General features: G+C 60.8%; 13 protein-coding genes. 5 read left to right on the top strand and 8 right to left on the bottom strand.

Translation table 11 applies throughout. The features are described from left to right. Positions 1-12 precede the first annotated feature (12 nt). Both WKI89_RS00835 and WKI89_RS00830 read right to left on the bottom strand, forming a co-directional pair. Complete coding sequence (locus WKI89_RS00835) at positions 13-2,553, bottom strand: C1 family peptidase (protein ID WP_337867318.1); 2,541 nt, start codon at positions 2,551-2,553, stop codon at positions 13-15. 510 nt (positions 2,554-3,063) lie between these two features. Next, positions 3,064-6,540 (bottom strand): tetratricopeptide repeat protein, encoded by a 3,477-nt coding sequence (locus WKI89_RS00830; protein ID WP_337867317.1) that lies wholly within the window; start codon positions 6,538-6,540, stop codon positions 3,064-3,066. A gap of 303 nt (positions 6,541-6,843) precedes the next feature. Between WKI89_RS00830 and WKI89_RS00825 the strand changes: the two genes are divergently transcribed. Both WKI89_RS00825 and WKI89_RS00820 read left to right on the top strand, forming a co-directional pair. Beyond that, positions 6,844-9,207, top strand: coding sequence for a penicillin acylase family protein (locus tag WKI89_RS00825; RefSeq protein ID WP_337867316.1), 2,364 nt, complete (start codon positions 6,844-6,846; stop codon positions 9,205-9,207). Between the two features lie 298 nt (positions 9,208-9,505). Then, the gene (locus WKI89_RS00820; RefSeq protein WP_337867315.1) at positions 9,506-10,189 is read left to right on the top strand and encodes a DUF3800 domain-containing protein; all 684 of its coding nucleotides are present in this window, start codon (positions 9,506-9,508) and stop codon (positions 10,187-10,189) included. Positions 10,190-10,197: 8 nt separating this feature from the next. Here WKI89_RS00820 and thrS read toward each other — a convergent pair whose 3' ends face one another. From thrS to WKI89_RS00805, 3 genes are all read right to left on the bottom strand, one after another. Further along, a complete protein-coding gene (gene thrS / locus WKI89_RS00815) occupies positions 10,198-12,156 on the bottom strand; it encodes a threonine--tRNA ligase (RefSeq protein WP_337867314.1) in 1,959 nt (652 codons plus the stop codon). An 817-nt stretch (positions 12,157-12,973) separates the two neighbouring features. Beyond that, complete coding sequence (locus tag WKI89_RS00810) at positions 12,974-14,212, bottom strand: MFS transporter (RefSeq protein ID WP_337867313.1); 1,239 nt, start codon at positions 14,210-14,212, stop codon at positions 12,974-12,976. Between the two features lie 388 nt (positions 14,213-14,600). Next, a complete protein-coding gene (locus WKI89_RS00805; RefSeq protein WP_337867312.1) occupies positions 14,601-15,767 on the bottom strand; it encodes an MFS transporter in 1,167 nt (388 codons plus the stop codon). 43 nt (positions 15,768-15,810) lie between these two features. Between WKI89_RS00805 and WKI89_RS00800 the strand changes: the two genes are divergently transcribed. Beyond that, entirely contained in the window at positions 15,811-16,800 is a 990-nt protein-coding gene (locus tag WKI89_RS00800) for a hypothetical protein (RefSeq protein WP_337867311.1), read from the top strand. A gap of 5 nt (positions 16,801-16,805) precedes the next feature. Next, on the top strand, positions 16,806-17,669 hold the full coding sequence (locus tag WKI89_RS00795; protein WP_337867310.1) for a type II CAAX endopeptidase family protein: 864 nt from the start codon (positions 16,806-16,808) through the stop codon (positions 17,667-17,669). A gap of 365 nt (positions 17,670-18,034) precedes the next feature. Here WKI89_RS00795 and WKI89_RS00790 read toward each other — a convergent pair whose 3' ends face one another. Genes WKI89_RS00790 through WKI89_RS00780 form a run of 3 tightly spaced genes read right to left on the bottom strand, consistent with a single transcriptional unit; the run spans position 18,035 to position 20,578 of the window. After that, positions 18,035-18,505 (bottom strand): histidine phosphatase family protein, encoded by a 471-nt coding sequence (locus WKI89_RS00790; RefSeq protein WP_337867309.1) that lies wholly within the window; start codon positions 18,503-18,505, stop codon positions 18,035-18,037. 2 nt (positions 18,506-18,507) lie between these two features. Continuing rightward, positions 18,508-18,981 (bottom strand): hypothetical protein, encoded by a 474-nt coding sequence (locus WKI89_RS00785; protein WP_337867308.1) that lies wholly within the window; start codon positions 18,979-18,981, stop codon positions 18,508-18,510. 31 nt (positions 18,982-19,012) lie between these two features. Then, the gene (locus WKI89_RS00780) at positions 19,013-20,578 is read right to left on the bottom strand and encodes a Ppx/GppA phosphatase family protein (RefSeq protein WP_337867307.1); all 1,566 of its coding nucleotides are present in this window, start codon (positions 20,576-20,578) and stop codon (positions 19,013-19,015) included. A gap of 257 nt (positions 20,579-20,835) precedes the next feature. On the opposite strand from WKI89_RS00780, the gene WKI89_RS00775 reads away from it, so the two are divergent. Beyond that, positions 20,836-22,725 carry a polyphosphate kinase gene (locus tag WKI89_RS00775; RefSeq protein WP_337867306.1) on the top strand — a complete coding sequence of 630 codons (1,890 nt, stop codon included), beginning with the start codon at positions 20,836-20,838 and terminating at the stop codon, positions 22,723-22,725. The last annotated feature ends 1 nt before the right edge of the window (position 22,726 follow it).

Here is a 22,726-nt window from a genome sequence, read left to right as displayed (position 1 = left end):
ATGGAGTTCCCTCTAGGGTACTTCCCCGATACTGATGCCAACCTGGTCGGTGCCGGTCAGGCCCTCGGGGTCGGTGACCGAAAGCTGAAGCTGCATTACCTTGACCCCGTTGTTGCTGATGCCGTAATCGCTGGGCTTGAAGCAGGGGTAGGAGAAACTGCTCACCGTGCAGGTCTTGGGCACTATTGTCCAGTTCTGGCTGCCATAGGTGAGCCGCCAGACCGCGGTGTACTGGGTTCCCGGTCCGCCGCCGGGGTCGGCGTTGACCCGGTAAGCCAGTTGGATGTTGGCGTTAGCGTTGAATTGCTCGCCCTCGTCGGGCTCCAGGATCTCCACCACCGGCGGGCCGCTGGGGGGCAGGGGCTGGACGTTCAGGCTGACGGTGGCGGTGCCCTTGGCCCCGTGGGCGTCGGTGGCGGTGAGGGTGATGGTGCGGGGGCCGGTGGTGGCGAAGCTGGCAGTGAACTGGCAGCCAGTACCCAGGGTGTCGCTGGGGTTGCTGCTCTTCCAGGAGAGGGCCGAGCAGGGCAGTTCCACCGGAAAAGCTCCGTCGCCATCAAGGCCCTTGCCCCTGAAGGTGAGGGTGGAGTTCACGTAGACCGAACCGGCGGGGGGCTCCAAGATTTGCGCGGTGGGCGCTTGGTTGACCCCGACGACCGTGATCGTGGCTGAGGCAGTAAAGCCCAGCGCGTCGCGAGCGGTAGCGGTGATCACGCGCCCTCCGGGAGAGTTTAAGTGGAAGGTGATGCTGGCCCCACTACCCATATCGCCGTCTAAGGTGGAGCTCCAGCTAACAACCGGGGTATCCCCGTCAGGGTCGGAGGCAATGGCTGTATAAGTCACACTTTGCTTGTAAGGGAAGCTGCTCCCGTTGGCGGGTGCGGCGATCTGGATGGTGGGGGGGTTGTTTTTGAAGACGTTGGACTTTGAAACGCTGAAAACGGTGATGTTCTTAAAGTAGGTCTTGGCCCAGTTCACCGGGATGTATACCAGCCCACCGTCACCGTAGCAGGTGCCCCAGGAGTTCTTGAGGATAAAGTAACCGCCGCCCGCACCCGTAGGCGCGTTGGGAAGCTTTTCCTGAATCTTGCTGTTGGAAAGGTATCCCACCAGGTGGATGGCGTGCCCACCCAGCACCTCGTCGTCGTAGTCCACCAGGAAACCGTCCGCGTTGAGGCGGTTCCCACGCATCCCGCGGGTGACATTGAGGGCCACTACCATTGGTCGCCCGTTTGCCAGCAGGTTGCGGATCGTGTTGAGCGGCAGGTCGTCGCCGTTCTCCCAGAGCAGGTACGAACTGCTGATCTTGTACCCTTCGTTGTTGCTGGGGGGTTTGCTACCGCAGTAGGTGCTTCCGTTCACCTGGGTACATAGGAACTGGCCCTGATGGGTGGTGTTGGAGCAGCGCTCATCATAGCCGTTACAGGAGCCTACAAAGTCCGCCTCCTCGTCGGCGCTGTCACCCACTTTACGCTCGGGAGAAGGGTTGTAGTTCCACTGATCCTCGAAGGGCAGGCGGTAGCCGCTCTCGCTGAACGCCTCGGCCACGTCTGCGGTAGGAGCCCCTTCGTCGTAGTCGTCGGCATCCCAGGCGGTCTTGATCTTGTGGTAGAGGAACTGCTCGGAGAGGTTGACCCACTTGCCATCTCGCACGGCCACCAGGGTCTCGGTGGCCGAGGTCAGGGCGAAACCGGTGCAGCTTCCGCGCCGGCGCTGGTTTTTGGTGCTGGTGGTGAAGTATTTTTGCGGCCAGTGCAGGTTTTTGTAAAGCCCCCCGCTAGCGTAGTCGCATAACTGACCTGTACGGTCGCTGCCCTCACCGGAGCGCTCCTCGTTGGCTGGGGTGGCGGGAAATCCGGGGGGCTGGTAGGGGTCGGCCTGGGAGCGAACCCCAAACCGTCCCTGGAGGGCCTGGAGCGCCCGCTCCTCCAGCGCATTCATCTGCCCTTCGAGCTGCTGCTCGAGCTGGGCCAGCGCCGCCCGTACCTCGGCAAAACTCTTGTTCTGAAGCGATTGGGGGGTGGGCAGCCCAGCCTTGAGGTTGTCTGGCAGCGCGGCGTAGGCCTCGCTGTATGCTCCGAGCTGGTTCTCCACCTGCATGAATCGCTCGTGTGCGGCGAGCAGGTCGCGCAGACCAGCGTGCTGGCCCATGGTGATGACTTGCTCACTCTGACCGGCCCTATTGGTGAAGGTAATGAGGTAGTTGTCCCCTGGCAGTTTCTTGATGTCGGGGTCGTTGAGGTTGGGCTCCCTTAGGAACACCTGGAGGCTGGGGCGCTGCTGCACCAGGCTCTGGATGCTGACCTGGTCGGCTTTGAACTGGTCTTCGGCCAGCTTCTTGCGGGTCTGGCGGGCGATCTGGGACTCCCAGCGGAACTCGGGGTCTTGGGTGAGCCTTTGGAACTCCTCGGGGCTGACCAGACTAGCCCCCGCTGGAACAGGCCCGCCAAAGGCATTGTCGGACGTGAAGATCCCACCACCCCCTCCGCTGGAACACGCGGCCAGCAGGACAGCCAAACCCACTAGAAATACCTTGATTATCGCTCGGGCCATGAAGTATCCCCCCTCTACCCGGTGTTTTGGATTCACCGTGGCCCCAGGGTAGACGAGGGGGCGTTGCGGGAGCGTTGCGGGAAGTTGGTTCAGGGCGATTGCGCCAAAGGCCAACCCGCCGTAGAGGCGTGCTGGCGCGTCCCGGTGGGTATTTGGCGGTGGGTTCTCGCAAAGGCATCGCTTACGGCGAACCTGCTTGCAATTACCATCCAGACCTCTGGACACTGTGTTGAAATGCCCAAGGCAAGAGGTTAACCCCCCCCGGCGTTTTTTTGGGGTCGGCGGTGCCCCTGACCTTTGGTGACCTCAAAAGAGGCGGCGAGATGGCCGCAACACCTGCTGCCGCACGGGAGGAAGCGGCGAGATGGCCGCAACACCTGCTGCCGCACGGGAGGAAGCGACGAGGTGTACGTATTGGCCGTCCCGGGTGCGCTGGGTTTGGGGAGGGTGTTCTGCCGGCCTCGGTGCCCAAGGCTGGCAAAGACTGGTTTACGGATTTTCGAGATCGCCTTAGAGGAGGTCGCGGTTCATGGCAAGGAAGGATTCCTTCACCGGAGGATGGCTCTCCAGGGTAGCGGCCATTTCTTGGAATTGCTTGGCGGCTTCGCGGCGAAACCTTTGGGCTTGCCGAGTTTGGCCCAGGGCTTGGTAGGCTCGAGCCAGGGTACGGCGAAGTTCCAGCTTTTCAAGGGGTTCCACCTTGTGGTCGGCGAGGTGGGCGACCGCTTCGCGGAGGGTTGGTTCTAGGGGCAGTCCGAGACGGGTCAGGGCAGTGAGCTGAACCGCCAGCAGACGGGCGGTTTCGTTGGGGGTGGCCTGCAGGTCTTGGGTTGCCTCGAGGGCGCCTTGATAATCGCCCATAGCCAAGCGGGTGAGCCCCAGAATCCACCCCCGATAAACGCCGTCTTCGTTGGTTTTAGTCTGTACTCGCTCGAGCCTCGCCAGGGCCTGTTGGGGGCGGCCTTCCAGCAGCTCGAGGCGGGCCAGGTTGGTCTGGAGGGCGGCCCTTGCTACCTCCACCCCGGAGGAGTCCAACAGCGCCTGTGCCTCGTCTAGATGGGCTTTGGCGGTCCTGGGGTCGCCAAGGCTGAGGTAGACCATACCCACATCGGCCTGCCGGGTGGCCCGGTATTCGATCCCCCTGTGGCGCCGGGCCATTTCCAGGGCCTTTTCGAAACCCCCCAGGGCCAGGCCGTACTGGCCGAGCCGGTAGTGGACGGCGGCCAGGTTGTTGACCAGAAAGGGCTCAAAGACCGGGTCGCTCACGCCCGCGAACAGCGCCTCGGCCTGCTGCAGGTGGGCCAGGGCCTGAGCGAACCTGCCTGCGCTGCTGTGCCCAGCGGCGATGTTGACATGGATCATGCGCTGGTGTCTGCGTGCGCCCAGCGCCACGGCTTTCTCCAGCGCCTCGCTGCCGAAGGCCACCGCCTGGTCGAAGCGGCCCTGCTGCTGCGACAGCGCCCCCAGGTTGACGGTGGCCTCCATCTCGAGTTGAACCTGTCCAGCCTGGCGAAAGGCCTCTCGTGCCTGCTCCAAGTGGGTCTGGGCCTGCGCCCAGTCGCCGCGCATCCCGGCAAGGACGGAGTACCCGGTGTGAATCCGCCCGACCAGCACCAGGTTGTCCGGCCCCAGCGGGAGGGCCTGGTGCAGGCGGGCCTCGGACTCGTCTAGGCGACCCAGCCTGCGCAGGGCCTCGCTGCTCATATGCAGGGCCTGCTGGCGCAGGGCGGTAGGCAGGTTTGGCACGGCCAGCACCCGCTCGACCCGCTCCAGGGCCTCGGCGTTCTGGGCGCGGCGCATCGCTAGGTGGGCACGGGCTAGGGCGGCAGCTGCGGCGAAGCGGGGGTCGGGGAGCTGATGGGCTACGCGCTCGAGCGCGTCCAGTTCTGCCTCCCGGCCTACGTTGTCGTCGAGCAGGTTGAAGAGGTCAATGCGGGCTTCGTGGATGGCGAAGGCTTCCTCGGGGCTGGCGTGAGGGAGTGCGGCGGCATAGTGGGCCAGCGCCTCCTGCTGAGCATAAGTCCGCGCAGCCGCCTGGGCAGCCTTGACTCGCCAGGGAACGGCCAGAGTAGGTTTTTCGGCGCTTTCGAGGTGCAGCGCGATCCGGGCCACTGGCCCCTCCAGGCGCTCGAGGTTGGCAGCTAGCTTAAGGTGAACGAGTCGCCGCCGCTCGGGGCTCAGGCTGTCGCGGAGGGCGTTGCGGGTGAGGTCGTGGGCGAAGCGATAACCCGCCCCCGAATGCTCGAGCAACTGCGCCCTCACGGTGCGCTCCAGCCCCTCCAAACCTTCCCACTCCGAGAGCGCGGTGGCCGGGGCAATTTCCTCAAGCGTAAAACCATCCTCTGACAGGCTGGCTGCTTCCAGCAAGCGTCGGGCCGCACTCCCCAGGCGGTCTACCCGGTTGAGCACGGCCTGGCGCACCGAGAGCGGGATGGGCAACTCGCGGTAGTCCCGAGTGGTTTGGTCGTAGGGGGTGCTCCACCCGCCGCCAGGCTCGAGGCGCAGGTCGCCGGTCTCGAAGAGATGTTGCAAGGTCTCGAGCAAGAAAAAAGGATTGCCCGCGGTGGCCCGGTATAGGCGACTGGAGAACAGGGGGGCTGGGCCTGCTCCCGACAACTGGCTCACCAAGGCCTCCACCGCCGGCTCGGGGAGGGGCTGGAGTCGGATGCGCTCCAAACGCCCCTCGCTGCTCAAGTTTTCCAGGATCTGCCCGAGGGCCGGGTTATCTTCCAGCTCAAGCGGTCGCGCAGCCGCCCACAAGCGCACTTCAACTGGATTGGCCACCCGGTGCACCAGGTGGGCCAGCAACTCCAGGCTCATCGGATCGGCCCATTGCAGGTCGTCGAAAACCAGGCCGCGCCCACCCAGGGCCAACAGCGTACGGGCCAGCCCCTCGAGAAACCGTGCCCGAGCCTCCGGCAAGACTGGGCCGGGCGGCGTCTCGGGCTCGAGTTCGGGCACCAGCCGGGCCGCCTCGGTGCGCCAGATTTTCTCGAGGCCTTCCAAGGGTTCCCGCCCAGGGCCGCTCAGAGCAGCGCGGATGGCTTCGGCGACCGCATAGAGCGAGGTTTGGCTCGAGAGTTCGCCAAAGCGAATCCACAGCGCCCCCCGGCTGGCTTCCTCGAGCAGCCGGGTCTTGCCCACCCCTGGCTCGCCTAGCAGCAGGGTCAGCGTTTTAGAGTGATGTAACTGGGCCAACTCCTCCTGGCGGCCCACCAGCGGTGGGCTAAGTTTGCCGATGGTTCGGGTCTGCACCGGCGCGGCGGGCTCGAGCACCGCTGCCTTGCGGATGCGCTCGGCCAGCCCCACGGTCTCGGGCAGCGGCTCCAAGCCCAGCTCGTTCTGGAGGGCGCTGCACAAATGCTCGTAGCGCTCGAGGGCCGTTTCACGTTCACCCAACAAGTAGTGCAGGCGCATCACCTCGCGGTGGTGGCGCTCTTGCAGGTCATCTTCGGCCAGCAACTTTAAGTGAAGCTCCAGCGCTTTACGCCACTGCCCGCGGGTTTCCAGCGCTTCGGCGTGGTAGAGCATGGCCTTGCGCCATTGCCCGTGCAGACGTTCGCGCTGGTGCTCCAGCCAATCCTCAAAGCCCGCCGCTGGCAATTCGATGCCCTCGAGCAGGGTTCCATATAGCGCCAGGGCTTGCTCGAAGTGGCTGGAGTTCACCGCCAGCTCGAAGGCCGCCACATCGGTCTGGAAGCCCTCGAGCCAGATCTGCTTGTCGTCGCCTTGCAGGTATTCTCCTAATCCCGCCTCGCGTAACCGATGCAACTCACGGCGAAGATTGCGCCTTGCGCTGGCCTCATCCAAATCCGTCCATAACAGGCCCGCCAGCCTCGAGCGCGCGGTACTGCCCTCCAGGGCAAGATAGGCCAGCAAAGCCAGGGTCTTTTTGACGGGGAGCCGCACCTCCCTGCCGCCCTGCAGTACCTGGGGTACGCCAAGCAGCCGCAGCTCGAGCAACGGGTTGGGCGATGAAGCGAGCATTCCTTCTCCAGTATGCAGCCAAAGGCGTTACAGCCCCGTTATGTGCTGCCAAGAGCGGAGCCAGTGAGCTTTACCAGGGAGCCGATGCTGGATGTTTGGAGCAGTGGAATTGCTTGGCAATCGCTTTGCATTGGGTTTATGCCTTCTGAAGGGTATAAAAGACCGCTTTAATCTCCTTGTCTCTAGCCCTATGGGAATTGCACCGGGTTCCAAATCAAGCCGTGCGGAAAGGTTTAAGCAATGCCTCTCACGGCACACCTGGGGGAATGGCCTGTAAAGTAAAGCCTGTCTGGAGGTTTGGCTATGCGTGGGCGTTGGGTGTGGATGTTAGGACTATTGGCGCTGATTTCTTGTGTTCCCATTAACCAGGTTCAGCAGGTGCAGGGGCTCGCGGGGCCGGTGCGCATTACCTTCGACCGCTGGGGGGTTCCGCACATCCGGGCCCAGGCCAGCGATATGGACGTGTTTTTTGCCCAGGGCTATGTGCACGCGCGCGACCGGCTTTTTCAGATGGAGCTGGGCCGCCGGGCCGCGCAGGGGCGGCTGGCCGAAATTCTGGGCAGTGGGGCCATCGAGCAGGATCGCTTCTTTCGCACCTGGGGCTTCTACCGGGCCGCCTTGGCTTCCCTTCCCAACCACACCGAGTTCACCCGCCGGGCCCTCGAGGCCTACGCCGCTGGGGTCCATCAGTTCATCCGCGAGGGCAACCTGCCCCTTCCTTTCGCCCTGCTGGGCTTCACCCCCGAGCCCTGGACCCCCGCCGACACCCTGGCCTGGGGCAAGCTACAGTCCTACGACCTGGGGCAGGTCTGGCAGGACGAAATTGACAACACCTTCATCCTGAACAAGGTGGGCCTCGAGGGCTTCAACGACCTGCGCGGGGCCTATCCACAGGGCTGGCCCACCATCCTCCAGCCCGAAGACCTCCGCAGCCTGGACGAGCGCGCCCAGAACCGCCGGGTATACGAGCCGGCCGCACTGTCCTCGAGCATTTTAGGGCAGCTCGAGCAGGTGGCCGCGCTTTCCAGACAGCTCAGCCTCGCACCCCAAGACCCCGACCAAGGCTCCAACAACTGGGTGCTGAGCGGCGCCCGCACCACCACCGGCAAGCCAATGTTGGCCAACGACCCCCACCTGCGGCTGCAAAACCCTGCGCTGTGGTACATCGCCGACCTGCGCGGCCCCACCTACAAGGCCATTGGGGCCACCATTCCAGGGGTGCCGGGGGTGTTTCTGGGGCGCAACGACCGGGTGGCCTGGGGGGCCACCAACGTGCGGCCCGATGTGATGGATCTGTTTGTGCTGGACTTGGAAGGGGAGTCGTACCGCACCCCGCTGGGCCTGGTTCCACTACGGGTTCGGCAGGAGACCATCCGGGTGCGGGGGGCCGACCCGGTGACCTTCACCGTGCGGGAAAGCGAGTACGGCCCGGTGATCTCCGACCTGGGCCTGGTCTTCCTGCGGCCTGGCCTCACGGCGGGCACTGCCATCGCTACGGAAAAGCAGGCGGTTTCGGTGCGCTGGACGGGCCTCGACCCGCAGGACACCACCCTGGACGCCTACCTGGGCATGAACCGCGCTCAAAACGCCGAGGCGTTCCGCCAGGCCCTGAGGCGTTACGTGGCCCCCATGCAGAACTTCGTGTATGCCGATGTGGAGGGCACCATCGGCTACTTCGCGCCGGGCTGGATTCCCATACGCGACTGGGACGGGCGCTTCCCGGCCAGCGCCAGCAAGGGGCAGCAGTGGAAGGGTTACCTGCCTTTTGAGCGGCTGCCCCAGGTGGTCAATCCCAAGGAGGGGTTTGTCTCGAGCGCCAACAACCGGGTACTGCCGCACGGCGGGCCGGACATCTCCAGCTACACTACCGAGGTGTTCCGGGCCCAGCGCATCCGCGAGCTGATTCTGGCCACGCCCAGGGCCAGCCTCGAGGACATGGCCCGCTGGCAGGGGGATACCTACTCCATCATTGCCCGCGAGCTATTGCCGGGCCTGCTGGCCCTACAGCCCCAGAGCGAGGCGGCCCGACGTCTGCAAAACGCCGTGCGCAACTGGGACTTGCGGGCCGAGCTGGACTCGGTGGGGGCCACGGCCTTTGCCTTCTACTACCGTGAGATCTCCCGGATGCTGGAAGACGAGCTGGGCCTGCGCTACCCACCGGTGCCCTATACCTTCATCAAAACCCTGCGCGAGGATGGCCGCTGGTGCCAGAATGCCAGCGCGGGCATTCGGAACTGCGCTCAGTTCACGGCCCAGGCCCTGGAGAAAGCCGGCGCCGAGCTCGAGCGCCGTCTAGGCCCCGACCCCTCTGGCTGGCAGTGGGGCCGGTTGCACCAGGCCAGCCTTCCCTCTGCCCTGGCCTCCACGCCGCTTATCGGCGGCCTGTTCAACCGCAACATCCCCACCCCCGGCTCGATGCACACCGTGAACGTAGCCAACTACAACCAGGACACCTTCCAGCACACCTCGGGGGCCAGCCTGCGCACCCTCTTCGACCTTTCCGACCCCGACAACAGCCGCATCATCTACCCCATGGGCCAGTCTGCCGACCTGTTTAGCCCGCATTTCGACGATCTGCTCTGGCTCTGGCGCGACAAGCAGTACATCCCCCTCAGCACCCGCCCTGCCGACTGGGGCAGTACCTGGATGCTTGAACTCAGGCCATAGTGTGTATAACGATAGCTATTTTTTTCGCGTTCTCGAGGCAGCATACAGGTTGCTCAGCCCGAATGCTTTGCCCTCCTCTCGCTGTTGGCTCATATAGTCATATCGCATTGCAGTAGGCTACAAAGGTGTGCTTTGCCTTGTTGAAGGCATCCATTCGGCAAAGTGACTAGGTGGCACTAGTCTAATAGTCTGTAGTCTGCTATACTACACTTAGCAGTCGAGAGGTCTGACTTTCAGACCGCGAGAGCAAGGTCTCTCCTCGACTGACTTTTTTTGGTACTTTTGTAACATGTACCTTTTGTATGCAGATGAATCGGGTTCAACTTCTGATCCAAAGCAACAGCACTTTGTTCTAGCTGGATTTTGTGCTTTCGAGCGGCAAGGTTGGTGGTTATCGAAGCAACTTGAAAAGATAGCTGAAAGATTCAATGCTGCGGATCCTGCGTCAGTTGAACTGCACGGAAATCCGATGTTCACAGGAAAAAAAATTTGGCGACAGTACGATGAAAATTTACGACGCACAGCAATAGAAGACGCCTTGCGCATATTTGCAGAATCTCATCCCAGCAATCGCTTATTTGCCAGTGTTATAAAGAAAAGTGCCGAACAAAATAAAGATCCCGTTGAGCTTGCTTTCGAACAACTTGCAAGCCGTTTTGATATGTACCTCAAACGACTACATAAGCAGAACGACACACAACGTGGGTTGATAATTTTTGACAAAACAACTTACGAGACTGCAATTCAGAGTTTAGCAACAGACTTTAGAACCAAGGGCCACACCTGGGGCGTTATTCGCAACTTTTCTGAGGTGCCATTATTTTTGGACTCTCGCGCCTCGCGATTGATCCAACTGGCAGATTTGATTGCCTATGCAATTTACAGATACTTCGAACATGGCGATTCGAGGTTTTATTCTATTATCGAGAGGCGTTTCGATAGTCACGGAGGTATCGTCCATGGGTTGTATGTGACCAAGTGACGAAAAGTTTACCTTCTATTCTCCACCCGCTCCTTCATCTCCTCAACCAACGCCCCAACCAAAAGCGTGCGCTGCTCCTTTACGTGACGCTCGCGCACATTAACCGCGCCCGCTTCGGCTTCCTTGTCGCCTACCACCAGAATCAGGGGTATTTTTTGCAGCTCGGCATCGCGGATTTTGGCGTTCATGCGTTCGCTGCGGTCGTCAATCTCCACGCGGAGCTTGTTTTTGCGCATCTCGGCGGCTACTTTCTGGGCGTACTCCAGATGCCGGTCGGCAATCGGTACAATCACGGCCTGGATGGGGGAGAGCCACAGCGGGAAGTCGCCGGCGGTGTGCTCCAGGTAAAACGCAAAGAAGCGGTCGAAGCTGCCCATGATGGCGCGGTGGATCACCACTGGGGTCTCTTTTTCGCCTTTTTCGTTGGTGAACTCGAGGCCAAAGCGCTCGGGCACGATAAAGTCGAGCTGGTTGGTGGCGATGGTGTCCTCCTTGCCCAGTACGCTCCTGATCTGCACGTCCAGCTTGGGGCCGTAGAAGGTGGCCTCGCCGATGCCCTCCACGTACTTGGCCCCGGTCTCTTCCAGGGCTACCCGGATGGCCGCGATGGCGTCGCGCCAGTTATCGTTTTCCTCACCAAACTTTTCGGGGTTGTTTTCGAAGTCGGGCAGGGAGAGGCGGAACCAGTAGTCCGAGATGCCAAAGTCTTTGTAGACCTCGTCGAAAAGCTGAATCACCCGGATAAACTCCTCGGTGACCTGGGCCCTCGAGCAGTAGATATGCGCGTCGTTCTGGGTGAAGCCCCGTGCCCGCGTGAGGCCCGAGAGGGTGCCCGAAAGCTCGAAGCGATAGAGGGTGCCGAACTCGTTCAGGCGAAGCGGCAGGTCGCGGTAGCTCTTGGGCCGGGCCTTGTAAATCATGTGGTGGTGCGGGCAGTTCATGGGCTTGAGGTAGTACTCCTCGCCCTCAATCTCGATGGGGGCATACATGTCGTCTTTGTAGTAGGGCAGGTGGCCGGAGGTGTAGTAGAGCTTGGCGTTGGCGATGTGGGGGGTGTAGACATAGTGGTAGCCATGCTCCTGCTCCTTCTCGTACATGTAGTTTTCGAGTTGCCGCCGAATGAAAGCCCCTCGAGGCAGCCACAGCGGTAGCCCCTTGCCCACCTCCTCGGTGATGGTGAAGAGGTCGAGCTCAGCCCCCAGCTTGCGGTGGTCGCGACGCTTGGCCTCTTCTTGTTGCCACAGGTAGTGCTCCAGCTCTTCCTTGGTGCGGAAGGCGATGCCGTAGATGCGCTGGAGCTGGGGCCGGGAAGAATCGCCCCGCCAGTAGGCCCCGGCGATGCTGGTCAGCTTGAAGTGCGGCGGAATGCGGCCTGTGCTGGGTACGTGCGGCCCCCGGCAAAGGTCAGTGAAGCCATGTTGCTCGTCGCCTTGCTTGTAGAAGCTGAGTTCTTCGCCCACCGGCAAGTCTTGAATCAGCTCGGTCTTGTAGGGATCCACACCGGCATAGCGCTTCAGCGCTTCCTCACGCGAGAGCACGAAGCGCTCCAGCGGGAGGTTCGCCGCCACAATCTGGCGCATCTTCTCTTCGATGGCGGGCAAGTCCTCCTCGCGGATGGGCTCGGGGGCGTCTATGTCGTAGTAGAAGCCATTCTCGATGACCGGCCCAATGGCCAGCTTGACCTGCTCCGGGGCGAAGCCCTTCTCGGCGTACAGTTCGCGCACCGCCTGGGCCATCACGTGGGCCAGGGTGTGCCGGAAGAGCTGGACATACTCGGGGTCTTTTTCGGTCAGGATGCGCAATTCTGCCCCGTCGGGCAGGGGCTTCATCAAGTCGTAGAGTTCGCCGTTGGCAATCGCGCCAATGGCGGCCTTGGCCAGACCAGGGCCAATGGCTCGGGCCGCATCGGCTGCGGTCGCGCCGGGCTTAAGCTCCAGGTTTCGTCCGTCGGGAAGCACTGCGTTCATAGTCACCTCAAAAAAAATCCCGGCCCTTCAACCACGAGCCGGGAGAACCTCCATCGCCGTATGGCTAGAAGTTCCCCCCAGGTCTAGTAGTCAGCCGAGCCCACATCTTGCCTAGAAGTGTACGCCTGTGCGGGAGGGGAGTCAAATCCAGCCCAATAGGGAGGTGGGCTCTAAGGGCTCCGGTAACTTAATCCCTGGGATGGATCTGGCTCCCCTAAGATCTGGAAGTTGCTTTGAGCGCTTCATTTTGGGAACTTCACTGCATATCAATCTTTAACTTACCAAACCACTAAGGGCCTCGAGGGGAAAAATCTTAATAATCAGCAAATTGACAAAAAACTAAACCAAGTACAAATCCTTTAAAAGGGCATCACGATAAACACCCATTTCATCGCGCTCCCTTGCAGGGGTTGCCTCTATCCATAATTTTATATCAAGTATAAACTATGGTAATTTTATTGAATACATAAACCGGCGAATTTGTCAAGAGGTTTACAACCGTAACGCAATGGGATATCGTTTCAGCCAGGAGGAAAAAACATGAAAAAGACTACTCGCAGTATCACCATCTGGAACGACTAAATCTAGCTAATTGGCTACAAGCAATAGTGTTACGGAGGGCGTTACGCCCTCCGCTTTTTCTCATTTACTACCGGGGCTTTTTGGATTCATATCTGCATACCCCCGTGCCCGATGATGGAAATTGCGTCTATGAATCAACCGCATCCCTTTTTCGGCGCTTGCTGGGGCCTGCAGGAAGGAAAACAACAAGGCAGTTGTGCTTGTTTAGCCGCTGCCTACAAAAACCCAATCCGGATCAGCCCTGCAGGGGCTCTGGCAGATCCTTCAGGCTGCGAATGGGGGAGAAGAACAGCCAGGTGAAGGAGAGCATGGCAATCAGACCGGCTATCAGGGTGGCCTCGCGGATGCCCAACAACTCGGCCAGCAGCCCACCCAGAATGCCGCCCAGTGACCCCACCCCGATGCCCACAAACTGGCTGGTTCCACCCACCCGCCCCAGCAGGTGTTTGGGGGTTCGGGCCTGGCGGATGCTCACCGCATTCACGTTGCGCACCACCGTGGAAACGGCTTTGATGAATAAGATCAAGCTGACTAGGATGGCCGCCACCATGGGCGGTTCCAACACCAGCGCAAATGCTACCCCGGTGAGCGAGGAAATCAGTTGCATGCGAATGATGATCCCACCGAGCCCTAGCCAGGCGGTGAAGCGAGCGGCAGTGAGGGCTCCGATCAGGGCGCCCAGCCCCACCACGCCAAAGACGATGCCAATCCAAGCCGGCGGGATTTCCAGTTCGCGGTTTAGGAACAGAATCTGAAGGGCCACCAGCATACCGATATGCAGGTTAAAAGTTGCGCTGGATAAGACCAGCGCCCGCAGATAGGGGTCGGAAAAGACCAGCCGCAGGCCCTCGGCAATCTCGCTAAAGATGAGTTTGGGGCCACGCACCCTCTTGGTCTCGTCGCTGGGAATGCGATTAATCAGAAAGGCCGAAACCCAGTACAGTACGGCATTTAGCAAGATGGTGAGGGGTGCGCCGATGGATTGCACCAGGAGGCCAGCCACCCCCGGGCCCGCGACGGTAGCCACCTGACGGCTGCTCTCGAGCTGGCTATTGGCCGCAACAAGCTGCTCCCGTTCGGTGATGCTGGGTACAAAAGCGCTCACCGAAAGATCGAAGAACACCCGCAGCATGCCATACCCAAACGCCACCACCCACAACCACTCGATGCTGAGCCAGCCCAGCAGTTGGGCCAGGGGGATACTCAGCAGCAATAAGCCCCGGCCATAATTGGCCCAGGTCATGATGCGCTTGGGCGAACCCTGGTCTATCCATACCCCCGCAAATAGGGTAATGATCAGCCACGGCAGCGTTTGCAGAGTTGCCAGCAAGCCCATTTGGGTCGGGGTTGCGTTTAAGGTGACGGCAGCCAATAGCGGCAGCGCCACTTCCAACACCACGGCCCCAAAAGTAACGCTACTCTGTCCCCACAATAGGTTGCGAAATTGGATGGGAATTCCTTTGATAGGTTCCATTTATGACCCTGGAAATCATATGTCAAACCAAGGCTTTGTCCAAGGGACACCCTCGAGGGGGATAGTGCTTAGGTACATCATCAGACGCAATACCGCAAACCCTAACCAGAAAAGTTCCTACGAATACCAATTACGACTTATGCGCATTCCGGCAGTATCGTTCACTTTTGAAAGTCTAAACGATACTGCCGGAATGCACTCCTACTCCCTTCGGTCGGCTTGAACCCCTCACCTTTGATTACACCCAAAGGTGAAGGGTTCAAGCGGAACCGGTATTACGAGGGTTTTTTAGTTCTGGATCAAATATGCCACCTGGTGGTAGCGTGATTGTGGCAACCGCGATGAGTTGCAACGCCTGCAGAGCCAATAGGTCGGTTCGACACCGTTTTTAGCGAGGCTGTACACCCTCGAGCAACTTCAAACGGCGCCCTGCATACAAGGCCCAGGCATAGCAGATGGTAGCCACCGCCATCGGCCCGATATAACCCACCCGGTCGGCCAGCAATCCCCCCAGTACCGGCGAAAAAGCCAACAATCCCACAATGGTGTTGGACAGGCCAATGTACGAGCTGCGGGCATCGGTTGGGGCCAGGTTGACCAGATAGGTTGCGGTACCTACGCCAATGGATGAAAGGTAGGCCCCTTGCAACACAAACACAATCCAGAAAGCCGAATGGGGTAGAAACAAGGCCAAAATAGGGGCGATGGTGCCCAGTGCGGCACCGATCAGGATCAGGCTGCGTGAGCCGTAGCGCCTTGAAATTCGCACCCATAGGAGGTTTGAAAGCACCGATGAAAAAGTGTAGACCATCAGATAAATCCCGATTTCACCCTTTTGGCCCAGAATTCGCACCGCATAGGCCGCGTAAAAAGGTTCGACCATACTGGCGACCGCCAGCAAGATGCGCACCCGTAGAAAGCGGCGAAAATAAAAATCGCGGAAAGGCAGGCTGAGCGAGATGCGCTCGGTACGGATCTGTTTGTCGGGGGGTTCATCTATCAGGCCGAAGGCATGCCAGCCATAAGCAAAGGCCAGGGTACCCAGGGCGAACAATATCGCATACGGATAGGGGAACGCCAGCGGCAATTCCAGAATGAACCGAACCAGGAAGCCGGCCAGAAAAGCCAGCGCACCCCCTACCAGGCTGCGCGCAGAGAACAGCCCACTGCGGCGTTCCATCGGGATGGTTTTACCGATGGCCTCCCAAAAGGGAAGGCTGGAAAATCCAGTAAAGAAGCCGTTGAGGGCCAGTCCAATGGCAAATACCCAGAGCAACACGTCGGGGCGATGGCCCAGCACAAACCCCCCTATCGCCACCATGCTCAAGCTAGCTACCCGCAGCAGAGCCATCCGCCGGTACAGGTCTACCTTGACCGGTAGGCGAGCCACATAGGGGGCGATAAAAACCTGGGGAACCATCGAGCCAGCGTTGAGCAGGGCTGGCAGCAGCCCTATCACCCAGTTGGCAGCCCCCAGCTTGGCGGCAAAGGAAGCCAGCACGATGGAGCCATTAAAAAAAGCGTCGCCCAACAGCACGAACCAGCCATTGAGCATTGCAAAACGGTAATTACGGTCTCGGAGGTCTAGAATACCGAGCGTGTCTGTCTTGGTCATTCCTACGCTAGGCCCCTTTCATATACTGCACCCACGCTACAACGGGGTGACGGTGGCAGAGCTCGTAAAAGCACACCAGCCCGAGAAAATATTCCTGGCGTCTTATGGCCCTGAAGAACTGGCGGCCAAAAGCTGGCGCGACCAGAACGATATCTCATTGTTTCATGTTTTGCCCTGGGCTGAAAGTGCAAATGTGGCGGTGGAAGCCCTGGATGCCCAGGCCCACCTTAAGAAAGAGGCCGAGCTATTCCGTCAAGCGCTAGGGCAGTACCCTAAAGGCCAGCAGGCTTTGGAGCAGGTGCAGGCCTTGGAAGAAAGCCTACAGTGGCTTCTTAGCAGCCCTCGCACTCCAGAAGACTTCGCCCAAGACTCGCTGCTGCAGGTTTTGCGTGCCTACCACCAGGGCTATGTGCTGGCGTTTGGCGAAGGGCCTGCTACCGGCTTCCGTCGGATGCGTATGCAGCGGGTAGCCGAGCGCTTGAGCCTGGGTCAAGGGCGACGGGTGGTGTTGGTGGATGTGCTCGAGTACCCTTTGCTGCTCGAGCACCTTCCGCCGGGGCAGTATGAGCTACCGGGGGCGCATGCCCCTACCGAGCTCGAGCGCCAGCGCAGCGTACTAGATCGGGCCTGGCAACTGAGCGAATCGGACGACTGGGCCATTTTGTTGGAGCAATTGCAAGAAGTGGAGGGCCCCGAAGCTCTGTACTGCGCGGCGCAAATCTACCTAGCAGCCGGACAAGCCGAGGATGCTTTTGAACTGCTGGAGCAGTTGGTGCACAGCGATTTCCAGCACCCCGAATACCTGCCCGGCTACACCTTGGCCCGGTATGGGCAGTTGGCTGACCTGATGGGACAGCGCGACAAAGCGCTACGCGCCTACAAGGCGGTGCTGGGGCTTTCCTGGGTTCCTCAAGAGGCCAAAGAAACTGCCCTGGCCGGACAGCAAACCCCCTTTCAGCCTGATCGGGTCTGAGCTTTATGGTAAGCCGCGCAGTGTATTTGCTGTGGCTGTTTTATCTGGCAGCGGCGGCAGGAACCCTGTTGTGGCTGATTCCTTGCCAGGTGGGCTTTTGTGGGGAGGTGGGCTTTCTCGAGCAAATCGGTGCCGGTACGGGGTTGCTTATATTTGCCATCGTGCTGATGCGCTGGCTCTATCGGGAAGCCCCATCGCTTTTCCGGCGGCCTGGCCTGCGGGAGCTGCTGGGATTGCCGCTGTGGAGCGTGCCCATCTCGTGGTGTTTTGCTGGGGCGGCCTTTGCCTTGCTGCCCAGAGCCGAAGGCAACCTCGATCTGCCCTCGGGTGCGGGGCTGGGTGAGTTGTTGCCGCTGTGGGTGGTGATTGCGCTGGTGGTACCGCTGGCCGAAGAGACCCTGTTTCGCGGCTGGATTTTTCGGGCTTTTCGCTACAACGATGGGGTAGGGGCGTCGGTGTGGCTGAGCGCTTGGGTGTTCGCACTAGCCCATGTGCTGCCTGCAGTGGTGCCCTACGCGCTGGGGGCAGGTCTGATCTGGGGACGCTACATGGCCAAAGGCGGCAGTTTGTGGACGACCATTTTTGCTCATGCGGTGGGGAATTCGCTGCCCTTTGTGTGGATAGCTCTGGGATCAAGCGACCAAGAGGGGAGCAGGCTGGCCTCGGAATTCACCGCTGAGCCTACCTCGGCCTTGATCTTGTTGGGCCTGGGTATCTTGCTCACCTATCTGTTTTTTCGCCGTAACCCGCTACCCAAAGACCCAACCCCTCTGGGTGCGGAGCGCTCGCTGCCCTTGTTGCTCACCCTGATCGGGCTGGGGCTGGCTTTTGCCTTTGCCCTGATCGAGACCTACGATGCTTCGTTTTGATTGGGGAGATTGCCTGCTTGAATCAGGAAGCCTTTGGTGATACGCATTCCGGCAGTATCGTTCACTTTTGAAAGCCTAGACGATACTGCCGGAATGCACTTCTACTCCCTTCGGTCGGCTTGAATCCTTCACCTCTGACTGCGTCCAACGCTGAAGGATTCAAGCGGAAAGGGTATCACTCCTCACAGACGTTGCCTCCCGGATGGGAGGCCACTGTGCTGTGCAGGACACAGCCATTGAGTTTTGAAGGGCTCAATAATTGTGAAGAGCGCTCTAGAAGCCGTTTCCAATGGGGTTTTTCGCCACCAAACGAACCGAGTCTGGTATTTCGCGGACGGCTTTCGCCTTGACGATCTGTGCATCACCTATCCCAGGTTACGTAACATCTTGGGCGACCAGAAACCCACCAGCTTCATATTGCCGGGTTTGGCCGTGCCCTCCAGCAGCGCCACCCCGCCTTTTTTGAAGGGGAATTGCCCACCTTCCATCTGCCCCATCAGCAGCCAAGCGCACAGATCACTCAGCCAGGGCTCGTGCCCCACCAGTGCTACCGACTGGCCCTTGATGGCCTTCAACAACTGGGGGCTGGGACCTTCGGCCAGATGGGGGGTGACGATGGTTTCACCGTTGAGCAAAGGAAGCAGCAGTTCAGCCGTCTGTACTGCCCGTAGCTTGGGGCTATGATAAAGGCGATCGAGTGCGATCTCCAACCGCTTGAGCCCCCGCACCACCCCTTTGAATTTCTCGATGCCCTCGAGCGAAAGAGGACGGGCATCGTCGGGCTGGCCCGGCAGGGCGTCCTCGGCGATGGCGTGGCGAACCAGGTAGAGTTCCATAGTCATTTACAGGGGTCGGGCGCCGCAAATGCCTGCTGGGGCTGGCGGGCAAAGAACGCGAGCGGGTTGACAATCCAAGTGTAACCAGGGCCGCCTTGCCGCCGATCTACCCACAAAACAGTCCCGTCCACCCCCAGATAGTAGCGTAACTCGAGGAAACTTTTGTCTACTGCGCTCCCTATCACCAGCACAAAGCGCAAGCGCCCTTGGGAGTCGTAAATGTGATCGAAGCTGTAGCTGCTGTCTTCGCCGCCCCCGCTTACCGCATAGCGCCTCGCCACACCGCGTCCATCGGTATACAAACGGCACACCAGGTCGAGGCTGGGGCAGTAAGCAAAGGTTTTTGCTTTGTAGCGCCGCCCGGTTTGAACCAGCGCTAGAACCTGCTGATAGACGGCTCGAATCTCCACAATCTGTGGGTGGTTACGCCAGTTGCTTGGTGTAATCGGCTTGGTCAGGGCAATTCCCAGCGGCATAACCCCGGCCAGCCAGCGCCTATCCCTGAGTCTAGGCCGAGGCACTCCACTCGACCAAGAGTTCGCGCCCGAAAGCTTGCTGGAACAACCCGGCCTGTTTGCCGGTCTCGGAGATTTCCACCCAGGGCTCCTCTTCGGCCCGTAGGGTTAGGCGCACCTGTTTGCTGCCGATGGCGATCTCCAGACCCTCCACCCGCCCGGCCCGGCTGCGCTCGAGGTACTCGCCGATGCGCAGGATGGTGGCTAGCCGCAACAAGCGCTTGGTGTCGCCGTCTTGCAGCACCGAGCGGTAGGCCCCAGGCCGGGGCTCGCCCTTGCGGTGGTAGCGCACCAGCAGCCCCAGCAAAACCTGCTCGCGGTGGGTCAGGCCGGGGATGGCCGCGCTCATGACCAGGTATTCGCCGTGCTTGTGGTGGTCGTAGTAGCCCACGCTCATACCGATGTCGTGTAGCAGGGCCGCCTCGTCCAGGAGCTGCTCCTCGGCCTGGCCGTAGCCGTGCAGGGGGGCTAGCAGCCCAAACAGCAAGCGGCAGAAGTGGCGCACCCGGGCGGTGTGGCCGTAGTCTTGTGGGTAGCGGGCAAACAGGTTGCGCACGTAGAACCCGCGCACATTGCCCAGTAGATGGGGCGAGGGCAGAAACTCGCGGTAGAAGGCCCCTTCGCGCACCCCCTGCCCGGAAATCCAGAGGCCCTCGAGCCCTCCCTCGCGCAGCACCGTGCGGTAGACCAATCCACCGGCCACAATCACGTCGGCGCGGTCGGATTGCAGGCCCTCGAGCTGCCGGCGTTGCTCGGTGGTGCGCTGGGTTAGCATGGCCACCACCTCTTCTAGTTCCTCACGGGACAGAAAATAGCCGTGTACCAGGTCGAGTGGGTAGTCCCGGCGCCGCTGGGCCAGCTTGGCTAGGTTGCGCACCGTGCCGCCCATCGCCACCAGCGGCAGCGGGTTATCGCGCACCTGGGCCAACACTTCCTTCATCTCGCGCCGCACGAAGCGCTCGAGGTCTTCCACCTCCCCTTTTTTGGGCGGGTTTGACTTCAGAAACATCTCGGTTAGCCGTACTGCGCCCAGCGGATAGGCCCGGCCCTCGCGGTAGGCCCGGCCCTCCATGCGCGAAAGCTGCGCGCTGCCCCCGCCCAGATCCATCACCCAGGCATCTTGGAAATTGAACGAATTGGCCACCGCCAGCACCCCATAGCGGGCCTCGTCTTCCCCGGAAAGCACCTGTACCCGTAGCCCCAGCTTGCGCACCTCGCGCATGAATTCCGCGCCATTCTCGGCGTCGCGGCTGGCACTGGTGGCAATCACCCGCATCTCGTCTAAGTCGGTGGCCTGGGCAAAATCGGCGTAGAGCTTCAGGGCCGATAAAGCTCTTTGCATTCCATTTTTGCTCAGGCGACCTTGGGTAGCCAGCCCCTCGCCCAACCGCACGGTTTCTCGAATCTCGTCCACCAGCCGGAATTGCTTTCCGGGTTCGTACACATAGACCACCAGTCGCGCTGTTCCCGATCCCAGATCCACGATGCCCAGACGTTGCACCGCCCCATCGTAGACCTTTAGTGCCATCGGCTCAAGTTCTGTCAGGGCCGAGCGCATACCTCGAGTGTGGGCTGGGGATGTCAGAGGGGAATCAGGTGGGGTGGAGGGCAGAGAGGATGGGGGTCGGCAACTTTCCCAGAAGTCTGATTTTAGGTGGTGGGCGTTCTAGATTATGGGGCGGTTCTTTGCTCCCCCTAACCTCTCACCTTTTCGTTGCTTCCTCCGAGCGATACACTCAGGCCAAGGTGAAGAAAAACAAGGCCAAAAAGAAAGCCTTACCGTCCCCTGACAGAGCCCACCAAGACTTGGAGGCGATGCCCAAAAAAGTCAAAGCGCCACGCTATGTTGCTACCCACATTACGCAAGAGGCCAGTTGGCTTTCCTTCAATCGCCGGGTCTTGGAGCAGACCCGACGGCCCGATTTTCCGCTGCTGGAGCGCCTGCGCTTTCTCTCCATCTGGGCCTCCAACATGGATGAGTTTTACGCCGCGCGAATTTCGCGGGCCTTTGCCGAGGAGCGGGGCAGCCCCAGCTATCTGTCCTTGATGAATGAAGCCCAGGATCAGACCGAGGAAGCCAGCCGACTCTATCTGGAATTTCTCAAGGCGCTGGAAGGGCTGGGCATCCACATCCTGGAGCCTTCCCAGCTCACCAAGGCCGAGAAGCAATACTTTGGGGCTTATCTGGCCGAAGAGGTAGCTCCCCTCACCGACCTGATCCGGCCCGAAGCCCTCCCCGAACTGGCCAGCCAGGCGCTCTATTTTGCTTCGGGCGAGGGGCTATTGCAGCACCTGATCCGGCTGCCTGAGAGCGTGCCCCGGCTGCTGGAGGTGCCCGGTCGCGAAGGGGGTTTCGTGCGGCTGGGGGCGCTGGTGCGAATGCGCAGCGACCTGTTTTTACCCGGCAACCAGAAGCATCCCCTCTTTGAGTTCCGCTTTGTGCGGCTGGCCCAGCTGGCCCGCTCCCGTGCCGACTGGGACGAGCTGCCCGAGGCCCTCGAGACCCGCCTGGATGGCAAGGTGAGCCACCTCGAGCTGGAAGAAGACTTTCCCCCCCTATGGGCCGAGACCATCCGCATTGCCCTGGGCCTGGAACCCCAGGAAGTCTTCCAACTACCCCCCCCGCTGGACTTGAGTTTTGTCTCGACCATTGTCTCGAGCGGGCCAGCTACCGAGAAATTCAAACCCATCGTCCCCCAGAAACCCAAGGGCTTCGCCAAAGACCCCTTCACCTATCTGAACCGCCGCGACCTGGTGCTCTATCACCCTTTCGAGGACTACGGCGCGGTGGAGGCTTTTGCCCTCACCGCCGCACAAGACCCCAAGGTAGAGGCTCTGCGGGCCACCCTCTACCGCATCGGCCAGGAGAACGGTATCGCCCAGGCCCTAATCCAGGCCGCCAAGGCCGGGAAGGATGTGGCGGTCTTGCTGGAAGGCCGGGCCCGCTTCGATGAGTTGGCCAACCTCGAGTGGAGCCTGCGTTTCGCCGGGGCCGGGGTACGGGTGCTGCCCCTGCCCAGCAAAAAAGTGCACGCCAAAGCCCTCTACGTGCGCCGGGCCGGGCAGGCCTACGTGCACCTGGGCACCGGCAACTACAACCCCATCAATGGCCGGCTCTACACCGACCTTTCGCTCTTTACCGCCAACCCGCTCCTCACCACCGATGTGCAGACCTTTTTCACTGCCCTGGAAAGCCGCCACAGCCCGGCCCTGCCCACCCTCCGCACCGCCAGCGCCATCCGCGAGGTGTTGTTGGAGGGCATCCAGGGCGAAGCCCACAAAAAAGGCCAGATCATCCTGAAGTTCAACCACCTCACCGATCCCGCCATCCTGACCGCGCTGGAAGAAGCCCTCAACCGGGGTGCCAAGCTGCACCTGATTGCCCGCAGCACCCTCACCACCTTGTGGGAGGGTGTGGAGATCAAGAGCATCGCGGGGCGTTTTTTGGAGCATGCCCGCATCGCCGCTTTCAAAAACAACGGCAAGTGGCGGGTCTGGGCGGGTAGCGCCGACGCCATGCCGCGCAACCTCGACCGCCGCTACGAGCTGTTTTTCCCCATCCTGGACGCCCGTGCCAAGCGCAAGGTGCTGGAGATTTTGCAGGCCCAGATCGCCGATGACCGCAACAGCTTCATCCTCATGCCCACCGGGCAGGAGCGGCGCTGGGGAGGGAAGCGGGACGGGCAGCGGCTGGGCAAGCTGTAAG

This window comes from Meiothermus sp., from assembly GCF_037443965.1.
Lineage (GTDB): Bacteria > Deinococcota > Deinococci > Deinococcales > Thermaceae > Meiothermus.
The sequence above is the reverse complement of the archived record's forward strand: the minus strand, read 5'-3'. Positions and strand labels throughout refer to the sequence as shown.

Coding starts and splice junctions, on each gene's coding strand:
- WKI89_RS00810 (WP_337867313.1), bottom strand. CDS start 14,212: ATGGAACCTATCAAAGGAATTCCCATCCAATTTCGCAACCTATTGTGG.
- WKI89_RS00790 (WP_337867309.1), bottom strand. CDS start 18,505: ATGGAACTCTACCTGGTTCGCCACGCCATCGCCGAGGACGCCCTGCCG.
- WKI89_RS00805 (WP_337867312.1), bottom strand. CDS start 15,767: ATGCTCAATGGCTGGTTCGTGCTGTTGGGCGACGCTTTTTTTAATGGC.
- WKI89_RS00835 (WP_337867318.1), bottom strand. CDS start 2,553: ATGGCCCGAGCGATAATCAAGGTATTTCTAGTGGGTTTGGCTGTCCTG.
- WKI89_RS00775 (WP_337867306.1), top strand. CDS start 20,836: ATGCCCAAAAAAGTCAAAGCGCCACGCTATGTTGCTACCCACATTACG.
- thrS (WP_337867314.1), bottom strand. CDS start 12,156: ATGAACGCAGTGCTTCCCGACGGACGAAACCTGGAGCTTAAGCCCGGC.
- WKI89_RS00785 (WP_337867308.1), bottom strand. CDS start 18,981: ATGCCGCTGGGAATTGCCCTGACCAAGCCGATTACACCAAGCAACTGG.
- WKI89_RS00830 (WP_337867317.1), bottom strand. CDS start 6,540: ATGCTCGCTTCATCGCCCAACCCGTTGCTCGAGCTGCGGCTGCTTGGC.
- WKI89_RS00780 (WP_337867307.1), bottom strand. CDS start 20,578: ATGCGCTCGGCCCTGACAGAACTTGAGCCGATGGCACTAAAGGTCTAC.
- WKI89_RS00825 (WP_337867316.1), top strand. CDS start 6,844: ATGCGTGGGCGTTGGGTGTGGATGTTAGGACTATTGGCGCTGATTTCT.
- WKI89_RS00795 (WP_337867310.1), top strand. CDS start 16,806: ATGGTAAGCCGCGCAGTGTATTTGCTGTGGCTGTTTTATCTGGCAGCG.